Below are 14571 nucleotides of genomic sequence, written 5' to 3'. Positions count from 1 at the left end.
ATCAGTTGACCTTGGCGGCCAGCTCACCTTTCAGGTAGCGCTGGAACATGCCTTCCAGGGAGATCGGCTTGATCTTCGAGGCATTGCCAGCGGTGCCGAAGGCTTCGTAACGGGCGATACAAACGTCACGCATGGCCTTGACGGTTTCACCGAAGAACTTGCGCGGGTCGAACTCGCTCGGGTTCTGCGCCATCAGGCGGCGCATGGCACCGGTGGAGGCCAGACGCAGGTCGGTGTCGATGTTGACCTTGCGCACGCCGTGCTTGATACCTTCGACGATTTCCTCGACCGGTACACCGTAGGTTTCCTTGATGTCGCCGCCGTACTGGTTGATGATCGCCAGCCACTCTTGCGGTACCGAGGACGAACCGTGCATCACCAGGTGGGTATTGGGGATGCGCTTGTGGATTTCCTTGATGCGGTCGATGGCCAGCACGTCACCGGTTGGTGGCTTGGTGAACTTGTAGGCACCGTGGCTGGTACCGATGGCGATCGCCAGGGCGTCGACCTGCGTCTTCTTGACGAAGTCGGCGGCCTCTTCCGGGTCAGTCAGCATCTGGCTGTGGTCCAGCACGCCTTCGGCGCCAATACCGTCTTCTTCACCGGCCATGCCGGTTTCCAGCGAACCCAGGCAGCCCAGCTCGCCTTCTACCGAAACGCCGCAGGCGTGTGCCATGGCAACGGTCTGCTGGGTAACGCGGACGTTGTATTCGTAGTCGGTCGGAGTCTTGCCGTCTTCACCCAGCGAGCCGTCCATCATCACCGAGCTGAAGCCCAGCTGGATCGAGCGCTGGCAGACGTCGGGGCTGGTGCCGTGGTCCTGGTGCATGCACACCGGGATATGCGGGAATTCTTCGATGGCCGCCAGGATCAGGTGACGCAGGAACGGCGCACCGGCGTACTTGCGAGCACCGGCCGAAGCCTGGACGATCACCGGGGAGTCAGTCTTGTCGGCCGCTTCCATGATGGCGCGCATCTGCTCGAGGTTGTTGACGTTGAAAGCTGGTACGCCGTAACCGAACTCGGCGGCGTGGTCCAGCATCTGGCGCATGCTAATGAGTGCCATTGTGTATCTCTCTCCCGACAAGCGTCGTTTGTTTCGTGCAAGCCTGCCGCAGGGGCGGTTGCTGTTCAAGTAGTGTGGGCCACCCTAGCGGCCCGGCCAGTCACGGTGCCTTGCAGCCCCGCCCAATCAGATCGTTGGTTGCCACCCAGTACACCAGGCCTTCTTCGCCCTTGGTATGGAAGGCCAGCATGCCATCGCTGTACAGCGCACCCGAGGCACCCTGCTCGGCCTTGAGCCGGTAGACCTGGTCGCCGCCACCAAGGCGCACATCGACCTGGTCGCGCTGCGCATCGGCGAAGCGCCACAGCACTTCAGCCTGGGTGTCGCAGACCCAACGGGTCCATTCGTCAGCCGGGGCGGGTTGCGCCGGCTTCAGTAGCGAGCATCCTGCCAGTGTCGCCAGAGCCGTCACGGCCAAAAGCGCTTTCATTCAGTTTCCTCGATTTGGGGCTGCTGTGCAGCCCTTCGCGGGCTTGCCCGCTCCCACAGGTCAAGCGCTGCACATGTGGGAGCGGGCAAGCCCGCGAAGGGCCGCTCAGCGGCCCCTACCTCAAGACCACAAATCAGCCTTCAGGTTGCCTGTTACCCGATCAAGGGCAACCTGGCGCCTTGCGCTGGTGGTCTTCGTCGTACTTTTCCAGGCCTTCCGGGCCCACGCGCTTGCTGATGACCGGCACAGTCTCGGCCTGCCACTCGGACTGGTAGCAACCGCCCTTGGGCGACCGCGTCGGGTCGGCATCCGAGGCCGGGCTGCCGGCGCATGCGCTCAGCAGGCCAGCCAGCATCATCACAGGCAATTGCTTGACCATCAGGCCGCTCCCTTTGCCAAGCGCCGACGTCATCAGGCCTTGGCCCGCTCTTCCAGAATCGCCACGGCCGGCAGGACCTTGCCCTCGACGAACTCGAGGAAGGCGCCACCACCGGTAGAAATGTAGGAGATATCGGCGCCAACGCCATATTTGTCGATGGCTGCCAGGGTGTCCCCGCCGCCGGCAATGGAGAACGCGGCGCTGTCGGCGATGGCCTTGGCCAACACCTTGGTGCCGTTGCCGAACTGGTCGAACTCGAACACGCCTACCGGGCCGTTCCACAGGATGGTCTTCGACGACTTCAGCAGCTCGGCGAAGTGGGCTGCGGTTTGCGGGCCGATATCCAGGATCATGTCGTCGGCGGCAACGTCGGCAATGGCCTTGACGGTGGCTTCGGCGCTCTCGGCAAACTCCTTGGCAACCACCACGTCGACCGGCAGAGGCACGCTGACCTTGGCGGCGATGGCCTTGGCGGTGTCGACCAGGTCAGGCTCGTACAGCGACTTGCCCACTGGGTGGCCGGCTGCGGCCAGGAAGGTGTTGGCGATGCCGCCACCGACGATCAGCTGGTCGCAGACCGAGCTCAGGCTGTTCAGCACGTCCAGCTTGGTGGAGACCTTGGAACCGGCAACGATGGCCGCCATCGGCTTGGCGGGGGCCTTCAGGGCCTTGCCCAGGGCATCCAGCTCGGCAGCAAGCAGCGGGCCGGCAGCAGCGACCTTGGCGAACTTGGCAACGCCATGGGTAGAACCTTCGGCACGGTGGGCAGTGCCGAAAGCGTCCATGACGAACACGTCGCACAGGGCGGCGTATTTCTGCGCCAGTTCGTCGGCGTTCTTCTTCTCGCCCTTGTTGAAGCGCACGTTCTCGAACAGCACCAGGTCACCAGCCTTGACCTCGACACCGCCAAGGTAATCGGCAACCAGCGGCACGTCGCGGCCCAGGGCCTTGCTCAGGTAGTCTGCGACCGGCTTGAGGCTGTTCTCGGCAGAGAACTCACCCTCGGTCGGGCGGCCCAGGTGCGAGCAGACCATTACCGCCGCGCCCTTCTCCAGGGCCAGCTTGATGGTCGGCAGCGCTGCCAGGATACGCGCGTCGCTGGCTACCACACCGTCCTTCACAGGCACGTTGAGGTCTTCGCGGATCAGTACGCGCTTACCTTGCAGGTCGAGGTCGGTCATCTTCAACACGGTCATGAATGCAGTCCTTCAGGGCTGTTTGTTGCGGGTTGGGTGGACGACGTGCAGATAGTGTTCGGCAACGTCGAGCATACGGTTGGCGAACCCCCACTCGTTGTCGAACCAGGCCAGCAGGTTCACCAGGCGGGGGCCGGAAACACGGGTCTGGCTGGCATCGACGATCGCCGAATGCGGGTCATGGTTGAAATCACAGCTGGCGTGGGGCAACTCGGTGTAGGCCAGCAAGCCTTTCAGCGGGCCTTCCAGCGCCGCCTCGCGCAGCACCCGGTTGACTTCGGCCGCGCTGGTATCGCGGGCGGTCTGCAGGGTGATGTCCAGACACGAGACGTTGACGGTTGGTACGCGTACCGCTTTGGCCTGGATTCGCCCGGCAAGTTCCGGAAGCAGGCGCTCGATACCACGTGCCAGACCAGTGGACACCGGGATCACCGACTGGAAGGCCGAACGCGTGCGGCGCAGGTCTTCATGGTGATAGGCGTCTATCACCGGCTGGTCGTTCATCGCCGAGTGGATGGTGGTGATCTGCACATACTCGATGCCGAATGCCTGGTCCAGCACGCGCAGCAGCGGTACGCCGCAGTTGGTGGTGCACGATGCGTTGGACACCAGGCGCTCGTTGCCGGTCAGGCAAGCCTGATTGACACCGTAGACCACCGTGGCATCGACGTCGGCCTCGCTGGCCATCGGCTGCGAGAACAGCACCCGCGGCGCCCCGGCGTCGAGGAACCGCTGGCCATCGGCACGGGTGTGGTAGGCGCCGGAGCATTCCAGCACCAGGTCGATGTCCAGGGCTGCCCAGTCGATGCCTTCGGGGGTGGCACTGCGCATCACCTTCACGCAGTCGCCATTGATATGCAGACAGTCGCCATCGACCTTCACCTCACCGGGGAAACGCCCGTGGGTGGAGTCGAAGCGTGTCAGGTATTCCAGGCTGGCCTGGTCGGCCAGGTCGTTCAGCGCGACGATCTCGAAACCGGCCTTTGCCCCCCGCTCGAACAGCGCGCGCAGGACACAGCGGCCGATACGGCCATAACCGTTGAGTGCAACTTTGTAGGGACGCAGGTGGGGCATTCGTTGGCTCGCTAACGCATGATGGCTGTTGGGGCCGCGTTGCGGCCCATCGCGACACAAGGCCGCTCCTACAAGGAGCTGCATGCGCAGTACCCTGTAGGAGCGGCCTTGTGTCGCGATGGAGGGCGAAGCCCTCCCCTTTGCACGACCTGGAGGGCGTCATTGCCCCCACTGATACATCAGTCTTCCAGCAGCTCTTCGGCAGTACCGAGGATGTTCTCCACGGTGAAGCCGAACTCTTCGAACAGTGCCGAAGCCGGCGCCGACTCACCGTAGGTGGTCATGCCGATGACACGACCTTCCAGGCCGACGTACTTGTACCAGAAGTCGGCGTGCGCGGCTTCGATGGCGATACGCGCACCTACTTCCAGCGGCAGCACGGACTGCTTGTAGGCAGCGTCCTGGGCATCGAACACGCTGGTGCACGGCATGGAAACCACGCGCACCTTGCGGCCTTGTTCGGTCAGCTTGGCGTACGCCTGAACAGCCAGGCCCACTTCGGAACCGGTGGCGATCAGGATCAGCTCAGGCTCGCCGGCGCAGTCCTTGAGCACGTAGCCGCCTCGGCTGATGTCGGCGATCTGCTGGGCATCGCGGTCCTGGTGCTGCAGGTTCTGGCGCGAGAAGATCAGCGCCGAAGGGCCGTCCTTGCGCTCCAGGGCGTTTTTCCAGGACACGGCGGATTCCACCGCGTCGGCTGGGCGCCAGGTGTCCAGGTTCGGCGTGCTGCGCAGGCTGGTCAGCTGCTCGATCGGCTGGTGAGTCGGGCCGTCTTCGCCCAGGCCGATGGAGTCGTGGGTGTAGACGTGGATCACGCGCTGCTTCATCAGCGCCGACATGCGCACGGCGTTACGGGCGTATTCCATGAACATCAGGAAGGTCGCGCCGTAAGGCACCAGGCCACCGTGCAGGGCAACGCCGTTCATGATGGCGGTCATGCCGAACTCGCGCACGCCGTAGAACACGTAGTTGCCGCTGGCGTCGTTGGCTTCGACACCCTTGCAGCCCTTCCACAGGGTCAGGTTGGAACCGGCCAGGTCGGCCGAACCGCCGAGGAACTCTGGCAGCAGCGGGCCGAAGGCATTCAGGGCGTTCTGGCTGGCCTTGCGGCTGGCAATGGTTTCGCCCTTGGCAGCCACTTCGTTGATGTAAGCCTGGGCCTTCTCGCTGAAGTCGGCCGGCAGCTCGCCGCTGGCACGGCGCTTGAACTCGGCAGCCAGCTCCGGGTAGGCCTTGGCGTAGGCATCGAAGCGCTGGTTCCAGTCGGCTTCGGCCTTGGCACCGGCGGCCTTGGCGTCCCACTCGGCGTAGATCTCGGCCGGGATTTCGAACGGGCCGTGGTTCCAGTTCAATTCCTTGCGGGCCAGGGCGATTTCGTCGTTGCCCAGCGGTGCGCCGTGGCAGTCTTCCTTGCCCTGCTTGTTCGGCGAGCCGAAACCGATGATGGTCTTGCAGCAGATCAGGGTCGGGCGATCGCTCTTGCGGGCGGTTTCGATGGCGGTCTTGATCTCGTCGGCGTCATGGCCGTCGACGTTGCGGATCACCTGCCAGTTGTACGCTTCGAAGCGCGCCGGGGTGTTGTCGGTGAACCAGCCGTGCACTTCGCCGTCGATGGAAATGCCGTTGTCGTCGTAGAAGGCGATCAGCTTGTTCAGACCCAGGGTGCCGGCCAGCGAGGCGACTTCGTGGGAGATACCTTCCATCATGCAGCCGTCGCCGAGGAACACGTAGGTGTTGTGGTCGACGATGGTGTGGCCGTCACGGTTGAACTGGGCAGCGAGCACTTTTTCGGCCAGGGCGAAGCCCACGGCGTTGGCGATACCCTGGCCGAGCGGGCCGGTGGTGGTCTCGACGCCTGGGGTGTAGCCGTATTCCGGGTGGCCCGGGGTGCGGCTGTGCAGCTGGCGGAAGCCTTTGATGTCATCGATGGTGACGTCGTAGCCGGTCAGGTGCAGCAGCGAGTAGATCAGCATCGAACCGTGGCCGTTGGACAGTACGAAGCGGTCACGGTCGGCGAAACTCGGGTTGCTCGGGTTGTGCTTCAGATAGTCGCGCCAAAGCACTTCGGCGATATCCGCCATGCCCATGGGGGCACCTGGGTGGCCGCTGTTGGCCTTTTGCACGGCATCCATGCTGAGGGCACGAATGGCGTTGGCACGTTCACGACGGCTGGGCATCGCTGATCTCCTGAGGGGCTTGAATAGGTGGTGTCACGAAAAAAGGCGGCCATTTTCGCCCACTGGGGGGGCTTGGGGCAATGACGTATGGTCGCAGTCGGGGGATTTTCCTCTGATTGGCACTCATTTCGGGGCAAAATCTGGAAATCGATGCCGGCTTCTTCGCGGGTGAACCCGCTCCCACAGGGTCGCACCAAGCCTGAGGGCAGTGCTGAACCTGTGGGAGCGGGTTCACCCGCGAAGAGGCCCGAAAGGGCAACCCCGCACTCCGCCCATCATCCAATATCAAAACTTTTTGATATTGCCCTTGCTAGGGCAACGATGCCTGTCTAGACTGCCGCACCATGAACCTCCGTGCGCAATCGATCCCCGAGCAACGCGAAGCATTGGCAGCCCTGTGCAAAGCCAGTGGCGACGAGTTGCGCCTGAACGTATTGCGCGCCCTGGCCAACGACTCGTTCGGCGTGCTGGAACTGGCGCAGATCTTCGATGTGGGCCAGTCGGGCATGAGCCACCACCTGAAGGTGCTGGCCCAGGCCGAGCTGGTGGCAACCCGCCGCGAGGGCAACGCCATCTTCTACCGCCGCGCCCTGCCCGACAGCCTGCGCCTGGGCGGTCGGCTGCATGCAGCGTTGCTCGAAGAGGTGGATGACCTGACCCTGCCGCCTGACGTGCAGGCGCGCATCGCCCAGGTACAGCAGCGCCGCGCAGCCACCAGCCAGGACTTCTTCCTGCGCGTGGAAGAGAAGTTCCGCGCTCAGCAAGACCTGATCGCCGGCCTGCCGCAGTACCGCGAAAGCCTGCTGGCGTTGCTCGACAAACTGAATTTCGATCCGGCCGCCAGCGCCCTGGAGGTCGGCCCCGGCGACGGTGGCTTCCTGCCCGACCTGGCCCGGCGCTTCGCCGAGGTCACTGCCCTGGACAACAGCCCGACCATGCTCGAACTGGCGCGCCAGGTGTGCCAGCGCGAAGGGCTCGACAATGTGAACCTGCAGTTGGCCGATGCACTGGGTGCAACGGATGTGGCCGCCGACTGCGTTGTGCTGAACATGGTGCTGCACCATTTCAGCGACCCGGCCCTGGCCCTGCGCCAGCTGGCCAAAAGGGTGAAGGCAGGCGGCAGCCTGCTGGTAACCGAACTGTGCAGCCATGACCAGGGGTGGGCGCGCGAAGCCTGCGGCGACCTGTGGCTTGGCTTCGAGCAGGACGACCTGGCCCGTTGGGCCAACGCCGCCGGGCTGGCCCCCGGGGACAGCCTGTACGTGGGTTTGCGTAACGGTTTCCAGATCCAGGTCCGCCATTTCCAGCGGACGGCTGGCGACATACACCATCGGTAAATTTCAGGAACCTTCGAGATGAGCGAATACTCCCTTTTCACCTCCGAGTCCGTGTCCGAAGGGCATCCGGACAAGATCGCCGACCAGATTTCGGACGCCGTCCTTGATGCCATCATCGCCCAGGACAAGTACGCCCGCGTAGCCTGCGAAACCCTGGTCAAGACCGGTGTCGCCATCATCGCCGGCGAAGTTACCACATCGGCCTGGGTCGACCTGGAAGACCTGGTGCGCAAGGTCATCATCGACATCGGCTACAACAGCTCCGACGTCGGCTTCGACGGCGCCACCTGCGCCGTGATGAACATCATCGGCAAGCAGTCAGTGGACATCGCCCAAGGCGTCGACCGCTCCAAGCCGGAAGACCAGGGCGCCGGTGACCAGGGCCTGATGTTCGGCTATGCCAGCAACGAAACCGAAGTGCTGATGCCAGCGCCAATCTGCTTCTCGCACCGCCTGGTCGAGCGCCAGGCCGAAGCACGCAAGTCCGGCCTGCTGCCATGGCTGCGCCCGGACGCCAAGTCGCAAGTCACCTGCCGCTACGAAAACGGCAAGGTGGTCGGCATCGACGCCGTGGTGCTGTCGACCCAGCACAACCCTGAGGTTTCGCAGAAAGACCTGCAGGAAGCCGTGATGGAGTTGATCGTCAAGCACACCCTGCCTGCCGAACTGCTGCACAAGGGCACCCAGTACCACATCAACCCGACCGGCAACTTCATCATCGGCGGCCCGGTGGGTGACTGCGGCCTGACCGGGCGCAAGATCATCGTTGACTCCTACGGCGGCATGGCCCGCCACGGTGGTGGCGCGTTCTCCGGCAAGGACCCGTCCAAGGTCGACCGTTCGGCCGCCTACGCCGGCCGCTACGTGGCCAAGAACATCGTCGCCGCAGGCCTGGCCGAGCGTTGCGAGATCCAGGTGTCGTACGCCATTGGCGTGGCCCAGCCGACCTCCATCTCGATCAATACCTTCGGTACCGGCAAGGTCTCCGACGACAAGATCATCCAGCTGGTGCGCGAGTGCTTCGATCTGCGTCCTTACGCCATCACCACCATGCTCGACCTGCTGCACCCGATGTACCAGGAAACCGCTGCCTACGGCCACTTCGGCCGTACCCCGCAGCAGAAGACTGTCGGCGACGACACCTTCACCACCTTCACCTGGGAGCGCACCGACCGCGCCCAGTCGCTGCGTGACGCTGCCGGCCTGTAAATTTCCCATTGCGCTGGTCGAAAGCCCCTGCCGAGCAATCGGCAGGGGCTTTTTTGTGACATATGGGCTGACAAACACCGCATGGCGACCTGCACGCAACCTGCCTAGGCTGAGGGCTCCCACCCGCCATGCAAGGATGCTGGCCATGCCGTTGATACTGCTGTTCACCCTGTTGTTGACACTGAGTTCCCCCCTGGCACGTGCCGCCACATGCCCTACCTGGAACCCGCAACAAGTCGAGGCTGAAGTAAGCCGACTAAGTGCCACGCTCGCCCACTGGGACGACCACTACCACCGCCAGGGCGTTGCGCTCGTACCCGATGAACTCTACGACCAGAGCCGCCAACGCCTGACGCACCTGCAGCAATGCTTTGGCATCGCGACCATCCAGTCTCCGCTGGCCAGCGCTGGCGGGCCGATCCCGCATCCGGTGCCACATACCGGCGTCGACAAGCTGGCCGACCGCCTGGCTGTAGAACGCTGGCTGGCCGGCAAGACCGATGTCTGGGTGCAGCCAAAGGTCGATGGCGTAGCGGTCTCCCTCATTTACCGACAGGGCCGGCTGGAGCAGTTGATCAGCCGCGGGGACGGCGTGCAGGGGCACGACTGGAGCCGCCACATTCCCCAGCTCCACGCCATCAATCGGCAGTTGCCCCAGGCCATCGACCTGCAACTGCAGGGCGAACTGTACCTGCGTCTGGACGCGCACGTGCAAGCTCAGGCAGGCAGCGCCAACGCACGAGGGACGGTAGCCGGGCTGCTGGCTCGCAAGCAGCTGGGTCGTGAGCAAGGCGAGCGCATTGGCCTGTTCGTGTGGGACTGGCCGCGCGGCCCCGAGCAGCAGGCCGAACGCCTCGCGCAGCTGGCGGAACTGGGCTTTGCGCACAGCCGGGATTACAGCGTCGCCATAAAAACAGTGGACGATGCGGCGCACTGGCGTGAGTACTGGTACCGCTCACCCCTGCCCTTCGCCACCGATGGCGTGGTGCTGCGCCAAGGCGGCCGGCCACCGGCCGAGCGCTGGCAGGCCAAGGCCCCCTATTGGATCGCAGCGTGGAAGCACCCGTACACACAGGCCTTGGCCGAAGTGCGCGAGGTCCGCTTCCGCATCGGCCGCACCGGTAGGGTCACACCGGTCTTGCAGGTGCTGCCGGTTACCCTGGATGACCGGCGAATCACCCAGGTGAGCCTGGGCTCACTGGCACGTTGGCTCAAGCTCGACATCCGTCCCGGTGACCAGGTGGCCGTCAGCCTTGCCGGGCTGACCATCCCACGCCTGGAGCAAGTGGTGCACCGCGCCGCCGAGCGCCAACCGGTGACCGCACCAGCGCCCGGCCAACATCATGCCCACAGTTGCTGGCAGATCAGCGAAGGCTGCGAGGACCAGTTCATTGCCCGCCTCACCTGGCTCAGCGGCAAGCAGGGGCTGGCCCTGCCGCGCACCGGCCCTGGCACCTGGCGCCGGCTGGTGGCTGCCGGGCTGGTGACTTCGATGACCGACTGGCTGCATCTGGACGCCGAGCGCTTGGGCCAGGTAACCGGTATCAGTGACGCAACGGCTGCGCAGTTGCTCGGCACTTTCGACCAAGCCCGCTCACGGCCCTTTGCCCAATGGCTGCGCGGGCTGGGCGCGCCCACACCCACCGGCATGCAGGTGACAGGCGACTGGCTGGAGCTTGCTGCCCGCACCAACCTTGAATGGCAAGCCATGCCCGGTATCGGCGAAAAACGCGGGCAACAGCTTGCAGGATTTTTTGCGGCCGCCGAGGTGCAAGCCATTGCAACGCAGCTGGCCAAGGCAGGGATCGACGGCTTCCGGCCCGACAGGCAAAGCATCAAGCAATGATTGTTTACCAATTTACTCGTAGGAAAATCCTGAGATTAAGCCGGAAAAGCCCAACAAGGGTTTCTAAATGGGCAAAACCAAGGCAGGATTTCCCCCAACTTTTGCTGCCCCGCCCCGTCAAGGAGGCTTTTCATGAAACGTATTTCGACCCTTTTCCTGCTTGCGACACTGGGCCTGGCCGCTGGCGCCGCACAAGCCGCCCAGCCGGATGCCGGCCTGACCGGTTGCGCCGCCAAGCGCAGCGCCATCGAGAACCAGTTGAAGATTGCCCGTGATCAAGGCAACAGCCACCAGGCCGCAGGGCTCGAAGAGGCGCTGCGAGGGGTCGACAACTGCACCGATGCCGGCCTGCGCAAGGAACGCGAGCAGAAGGTGCTCGACGCCCGTCACGAAGTGGCGCAGCGGGAAAGGGACTTGAAGAAAGCCGAGAAGAAAGGCGATTCGGAGAAGATCAACAAGCGCAAGGACAAGCTGGCCGAGTCGCGCAAGGAGCTGCAGGAAGCGGTAGAGGATCTCGACCGCTGAAGCTCCGACCGGGCGAACGCGATCATTGTAGGAGCGGCCTTGTGTCGCGATAGGGCTGCGCAGCGGCCCCAGGATTTCAGCTGATGCATAAATCGCCGGGGCCGCTTTGCGGCCCATCGCGACACAAGGCCGCTCCTACACAGAGCAATGCAGGCAATCAATGATTGCGGAATTCGGTATGACAGGCCTTGCAAGCTGCTTCGACCTTGTCCATCGGCGCCTTCAACTGCGCAGCGTCCAGCGGCTGGCCGCGAGTGACATCGACCAGTTCGCCAGTGACGCTTTCCAGCTGCCGGGCCAGGTCATGAAAGCGCGCCTGACGTTCCCATACCTCGGCCCGTGCGCTACTGTCGCCGCCATCACGCGCCTGGGGAAAGTGCTGCCAGGGCTGGTGCGAAAGGTTGTCCAGCTTCAGCGCACCATCGGCAAACTTCACCCCGTCGAAGGGCAACCGCCCACGCAACATGCCGCCCAGGTCTTCGCTGGTCTTGAGCATGTCCTTGAAGATTACCTTGCGCTTGCCCAGCGGGGAGTTCGGGTCAACCCGGTCGCAACCACCCAGGGCCAGTGCTGCCAGCAGAACAATGGTCAATCGCTTCAACATCACGGTCACTTCGGCCTACGCAAATGGGTGGCCAGTATCGCTGCCCAACGGCCAAAGACCAATAGCCACATAAAAAACAGGGGCGAATATCCGTATTCACCCATGACAGGAATGTATTCATGAAATCTGCCCTGCGCCACCTGGCCTGGACACTCCCGGTACTGGCCCTGCTGGCCGGCTGCAATGGTGGTGAAAGCGCCAAACCCGAGCCGCATGCCATCGCCACCTACGCCAATGCCACCTGGCAGGACCTGCCCACCGTCAGCGACAGCGACCTGGTGGCGGGCTTCCAGGCCTGGCGCAACGGCTGTGAAAAGCTCAAGCGCGACACCGTCTGGGCCAGCACCTGCGAAGCAGCCGCCAACGTGCCCGACAATCCCTTGCAGGTGCGCGCCTTCCTGCAACAGAACCTGCAGGTATACGGCCTGCGTTCGGCCGAAAACAATGCCAACGGCCTTATCACCGGTTACTACGAACCGGTCTACCCTGGCAGCCTGAGCCAGTCGGCAACCAACCATGTGGCGGTTTACGGCATCCCCGACGACATGATCGTGGTCGACCTGGCCAGCGTGTATCCCGAACTCAAGGGCAAGCGCCTGCGCGGTCGCCTCGATGGCCGGGTGCTCAAGCCTTACGACACCGCCGAGGTAATCAACCGTGACGGCGTCAAGGCACCGGTGCTGGCCTGGCTGACCGACCCGATGGACCTGCAGTTCCTGCAGATCCAGGGCTCCGGCCGGGTTCAACTGGAAGATGGCCGCCAGCTGCGCCTGGGTTACGCCGACCAGAACGGCCACCCCTACCGGCCGATCGGGCGTTGGCTGGTGGACCAGGGCCAGTTGAAGAAGGAAGAAGTAAGCATGGGTGCCATTCATGCCTGGGCCCAGGCCAACCCGCAGCGGGTACCGGAACTGCTCGCCAGCAACCCCAGCTACGTGTTCTTCAGCACCCGCCCGGACAGCAACGAAGGGCCGCGAGGTTCGCTGAACGTGCCGCTGACCGCTGGCTACAGCGTGGCCATCGACCGCAAGGTGATTCCGCTGGGCAGCTTGCTGTGGCTGTCCACCACTCGCCCGGACGGCACACCGGTGGTACGCCCGGTGGGGGCTCAGGATACCGGCGGTGCAATTACTGGTGAAGTGCGGGCGGACCTGTTCTGGGGCACTGGACCAGAGGCAGGGGAACTGGCCGGGAACATGAAGCAGCAGGGGCAGATCTGGATGCTGTGGCCCAAGGGCAAGCCGCTGCCTGAGGTGCCGAAAGTCCTCTGACGTTACCCTACCCCTGTGGGAGCGGGTTTACCCGCGAAGAAGACTACGCGGTATATGACACCGGCTTCGCCGGTGTTCGCGGCTAAAGCCGCTCCCACAGAAACCGCACCAGCTTTCAGATGGAAACCACGAAGAACGCCACGATAATCGCCATCCCGGCAAACCACACCAGCGATCGCAGCATGGCCCAGTCGGCCAGGTAACAGATGATGTAGAGCAGCCGGCTGGTGATGTACATCACCCCCAGCACATCCTGGGTCACCTGCTCGGCATTGCCGACGATATCCGCCACCAGCACCGCCGCGGCAAATGCCGGGAAAGCTTCGAAACTGTTCTGCTGGGCAGCATGTGCGCGCCGCGGCAGCCCGGACAGGGTATCCAGGAAGGCGCGCGGGTCGTGGTTGTCGCGCAGGCGGAAGCGGCCACTACCGACTTTGGCGATCAACGCACACAGTGGGGGCAAGAACAGCGCGATCAGGATGCACCACAGGGCAACAGTCATGGACAGGACTCCTTGTTCAGTCTTCGGGTCAAAGCTTCATTACCAACATGCCGGCCAATACCAGCCCGCAAGCTAGGAGTCTTGGCCCGCCAAAAGGTTCTTTCAGGTAGCGCATCCCCAACAGCACCACCAGAATCACGCTCAACTCGCGCAACGCCGCCGCTTCGGCCACCGACCCAAGGTGCATGGCCCACAGCACCAGCGCGTAACTGAGCAATACACACAGCCCCACTGCCAGCCCCAGGCGCCACTGCAGGCGCCAGAACAATACGAACGGCGCACGCCGCGCCACGCTGGCCAGCAGCGGGAAGGGCCAGGCACTGAGCAAAGTCAGCCACACCAGGTAATCCCAGGGCTTGCCCCACAGGCGCACGGCCTGGCCGTCGAACCAGGTGTAGCAACCAATACACAGGCCGATCAGGGCAACAACCGGCAGCATCGACCAGGGCAGCCGGTCCCCGCCACCGCCCTGCCACAGCAGGCAGGCCATGCCACAGGGGATCAGCAGGATGCCGATGATCTGCTGCTGGCTCAGCGACTCACCGGCAAAAGCCAGGGTCAGCCCCAGCACCACCAGCGGCGACAGCCCGCGCATCAGAGGATAGACCAGCCCCAGGTCGCCCACGCGGTAGGCCTGGATCAACAGGAAGCGGTACAGCTGCTCGGCCAGCGCCGAGGCCAGCAACCACGGCCAGATGTTGGCTGGCGGCAGCTCGACGAAGGGCACTGCCAGCACCGCGAAGGCCAGCGCCACCGTGTCCATGCTGGCAATCACCAGCAAGCGTTCGCCGCTGAATTTGATCAGGGTATTCCAGGTCGCATGCAGCAGGGCAGCGACCAGCACCAGGGATGTTGCCAACACGCCTTGTTGTCCTTATGGCTTTTTTACGGCAGTGAATATATAGCGTTTGCAGGGACTGTTGTGGGAGCGGGTTCACCCGCGAAGAAGGCGACC

14 protein-coding genes are annotated in these 14571 nt (G+C 63.8%); 5 read left to right on the top strand and 9 right to left on the bottom strand.

Annotation, left to right across the window (positions count from 1 at the left end; all coding sequences use genetic code 11):
* Position 1: 1 nt before the first annotated feature.
* From fba to tkt, 6 genes are all read right to left on the bottom strand, one after another.
* Positions 2–1066 (bottom strand): class II fructose-bisphosphate aldolase, encoded by a 1065-nt coding sequence (fba, locus tag J5M58_RS21575; RefSeq protein ID WP_008093958.1) that lies wholly within the window; start codon positions 1064–1066, stop codon positions 2–4.
* Positions 1067–1166: 100 nt separating this feature from the next.
* Positions 1167–1496 carry an MliC family protein gene (locus J5M58_RS21570; protein ID WP_112249386.1) on the bottom strand — a complete coding sequence of 110 codons (330 nt, stop codon included), beginning with the start codon at positions 1494–1496 and terminating at the stop codon, positions 1167–1169.
* Positions 1497–1656: 160 nt separating this feature from the next.
* A complete protein-coding gene (locus tag J5M58_RS21565) occupies positions 1657–1908 on the bottom strand; it encodes a hypothetical protein (protein ID WP_112249385.1) in 252 nt (83 codons plus the stop codon).
* On the bottom strand, positions 1908–3071 hold the full coding sequence (locus tag J5M58_RS21560) for a phosphoglycerate kinase (RefSeq protein ID WP_112249384.1): 1164 nt from the start codon (positions 3069–3071) through the stop codon (positions 1908–1910). Before J5M58_RS21560 ends, J5M58_RS21565 begins: the two co-directional genes overlap by 1 nt.
* Positions 3072–3083: 12 nt before the next feature.
* Positions 3084–4145, bottom strand: coding sequence for an erythrose-4-phosphate dehydrogenase (gene epd / locus J5M58_RS21555; protein ID WP_013974502.1), 1062 nt, complete (start codon positions 4143–4145; stop codon positions 3084–3086).
* A 179-nt stretch (positions 4146–4324) separates the two neighbouring features.
* Positions 4325–6322 (bottom strand): transketolase, encoded by a 1998-nt coding sequence (tkt, locus tag J5M58_RS21550; RefSeq protein ID WP_112249383.1) that lies wholly within the window; start codon positions 6320–6322, stop codon positions 4325–4327.
* Positions 6323–6666: 344 nt separating this feature from the next.
* Here tkt and J5M58_RS21545 point away from each other — a divergent pair, with 344 nt between their 5' ends.
* The 4 genes from J5M58_RS21545 to J5M58_RS21530 all read left to right on the top strand — a co-directional run bounded on the left by J5M58_RS21545 (position 6667) and on the right by J5M58_RS21530 (position 11239).
* Complete coding sequence (locus J5M58_RS21545; protein WP_112249381.1) at positions 6667–7659, top strand: metalloregulator ArsR/SmtB family transcription factor; 993 nt, start codon at positions 6667–6669, stop codon at positions 7657–7659.
* An 18-nt stretch (positions 7660–7677) separates the two neighbouring features.
* On the top strand, positions 7678–8868 hold the full coding sequence (metK, locus tag J5M58_RS21540) for a methionine adenosyltransferase (protein WP_003249375.1): 1191 nt from the start codon (positions 7678–7680) through the stop codon (positions 8866–8868).
* A gap of 145 nt (positions 8869–9013) precedes the next feature.
* Positions 9014–10714 (top strand): NAD-dependent DNA ligase LigB, encoded by a 1701-nt coding sequence (ligB, locus tag J5M58_RS21535; protein WP_207879533.1) that lies wholly within the window; start codon positions 9014–9016, stop codon positions 10712–10714.
* A 132-nt stretch (positions 10715–10846) separates the two neighbouring features.
* Positions 10847–11239, top strand: a complete 393-nt coding sequence (locus J5M58_RS21530) for a DUF1090 domain-containing protein (protein ID WP_112249379.1) — start codon at positions 10847–10849, stop codon at positions 11237–11239.
* 157 nt (positions 11240–11396) lie between these two features.
* On the opposite strand, the gene J5M58_RS21525 is transcribed toward J5M58_RS21530, so the two are convergent.
* Positions 11397–11843 (bottom strand): cytochrome c, encoded by a 447-nt coding sequence (locus J5M58_RS21525; RefSeq protein WP_112249378.1) that lies wholly within the window; start codon positions 11841–11843, stop codon positions 11397–11399.
* Between the two features lie 119 nt (positions 11844–11962).
* Here J5M58_RS21525 and J5M58_RS21520 point away from each other — a divergent pair, with 119 nt between their 5' ends.
* Entirely contained in the window at positions 11963–13114 is a 1152-nt protein-coding gene (locus J5M58_RS21520; protein ID WP_112249377.1) for a murein transglycosylase A, read from the top strand.
* Positions 13115–13229: 115 nt separating this feature from the next.
* Here the strand turns inward: J5M58_RS21520 and J5M58_RS21515 are convergent, their stop codons facing one another.
* Together J5M58_RS21515 and J5M58_RS21510 are read right to left on the bottom strand one after the other, a co-directional pair.
* A complete protein-coding gene (locus tag J5M58_RS21515; RefSeq protein ID WP_075046579.1) occupies positions 13230–13616 on the bottom strand; it encodes an MAPEG family protein in 387 nt (128 codons plus the stop codon).
* Between the two features lie 28 nt (positions 13617–13644).
* Entirely contained in the window at positions 13645–14478 is an 834-nt protein-coding gene (locus tag J5M58_RS21510; RefSeq protein WP_112249375.1) for an EamA family transporter, read from the bottom strand.
* Positions 14479–14571 lie beyond the last annotated feature (93 nt).

Origin of the sequence: Pseudomonas sp. 32_A, from assembly GCF_017490905.1 — a bacterium.
GTDB lineage: Bacteria > Pseudomonadota > Gammaproteobacteria > Pseudomonadales > Pseudomonadaceae > Aquipseudomonas > Aquipseudomonas inefficax.
The sequence above is the reverse complement of the archived record's forward strand: the minus strand, read 5'-3'. Positions and strand labels throughout refer to the sequence as shown.